The 1,690-nt window shown below is 31.5% G+C and carries 2 protein-coding genes; both read right to left on the bottom strand.

Annotated elements, in window-relative coordinates; genetic code table 11:
- Positions 1–272: 272 nt before the first annotated feature.
- The gene (locus tag FTV43_RS15335) at positions 273–560 is read right to left on the bottom strand and encodes a hypothetical protein (RefSeq protein ID WP_004728627.1); all 288 of its coding nucleotides are present in this window, start codon (positions 558–560) and stop codon (positions 273–275) included.
- Complete coding sequence (locus FTV43_RS15330) at positions 557–1,507, bottom strand: replication initiation protein (protein WP_004728629.1); 951 nt, start codon at positions 1,505–1,507, stop codon at positions 557–559. The genes FTV43_RS15335 and FTV43_RS15330 overlap by 4 nt, the downstream gene beginning before the upstream one ends.
- Positions 1,508–1,690: the final 183 nt, after the last annotated feature.

The following is a 1,690-nucleotide window of genomic DNA, read 5'->3' as shown; positions in this document are numbered from 1 at the left end:
TTTTATGATAACTTTACTGTTAAAAGAAGTCTAGACAACCTTGTTTTATGCTTGGATATAAGGCTTATTTTAAAATAATAGTAGTGAAGATTTTCTAAAATTAACATAATACACCTTATACGAAATACTGTTTTTTATTCGATATAAATCATAAACTTATACTAAGACGTTCCAGGGTTCAGCGCACTGGAACGGCTTTTTTGTGACTATTCACGTTCCACGCCTATTCTTTGATCAATGTTTCACGGTTTTAATTAAATAAACTGAATAATTCAATCTGCACGATTTAAGCGATTATCTTGAATAAGATCATCCAATTTATCTTCTAAATCTTCAATCTTATATTTGAGCGATAAAATAGAATTTTTTAAACGCTCATTTTCAGGAGCATCAGGATTTTTTAATTGATTAAAAATTTCTAATAATTCGTTGCGATTAGTGCTTAACCTTTCAATGTCACTTTCAATAGCCATTCTTGGTGTCCACAGAGCAAGTAAACTTTGCTCATAGTCTTTGAGTTCTTGATGGCTCATTGCATCTAATTCAGCTCTAGTTTTCATGGTTTAAAATCCGTCTTGCTATGAAGAGCTTTAAAAATCCGCTTTGCTGTTTCCTCTCTTACACTTTTCGGATCTCGTAAGATGCCACTAATCCAAAGGGCAAAACTAGGATAGTCCTGGAAGTTACTTAGGTCTGATAGCTCAGAAAGTTTAGATAAAATAGCACTGTACTTGTTAATTTGAGCATCAGACAGGTTGCAGAATATATCTATTGTTTTTGGATCTCGCTCAGGAGCTATTAATTTTGGCTTAGATTTTTCTTTCACAGTGAACTTAAAGCCGACAACAGAACGTCCTTTTTTAACTGGACTATAGTCAACTGTTACATCGGTAAATTCATTAATTTCATCTAATGAGCTCTTCAAAACTCTTCGTTTTAAGTTCCTCAAATCTCTATAAGATTCTGGTAAACCAAACTCTGTAAACATTTCATCTAGCGTTAATTCAAAGCCATTTTTTGCCTGATTTTTTTTCGCTAAATGGTAAAAGTCTATTGAGTAGTCTTTTTTTAATTTTAGAACTACATCTTTTTTATAACGAGTGTATGGATTGTATTTATCTAAAATTTTCAACATCACCAAAACAATAGATGTAAACCTTAAAGATATCCCTGCATCTTCATAAGTAGCATCAATTACCCAGTTAGAGTAGACCTTTTTCCCCCTATCATTAACGTATGAAAAGGACCGATCTACTAGTTTTTTTGACGCATTTTCAATTTGTTTATAAGCAGAATTGACTTTGATACCACAGTCATCAGCAAATTGTTGAGCAGATATTAAGATTTGATCTTGTTCACTTGCATCGATATTTCTAGCAATCGGAGAAGCCATAATTAAAATTCTTTTTTCATCTACAGACATGCTTTTAAAGCATTCAGTAACTTTGTTTTGAATAGCCATTGTTGTTACTGGATAAGATTTATCATAACTATTTTCTTTATTCATTCAGATATCAAACCTTATAAAAAATGAACATGATTTTTGTACCCTTATGAGAAAACAATGTACACCAATAAACATAAGGGTACAATAATTTATTTGTACCCTTTATCATGCTATTTGTACCCTTTAATCATGCTATTTGTACCCTTTTAAACGATAAAATCATGCTATTTGTACCCTTTATCA

Source organism: Acinetobacter sp. YH16053 (assembly GCF_013417035.1).
GTDB classification, from domain to species: Bacteria; Pseudomonadota; Gammaproteobacteria; order Pseudomonadales; family Moraxellaceae; genus Acinetobacter; species Acinetobacter towneri.
The sequence above is the reverse complement of the archived record's forward strand: the minus strand, read 5'-3'. Positions and strand labels throughout refer to the sequence as shown.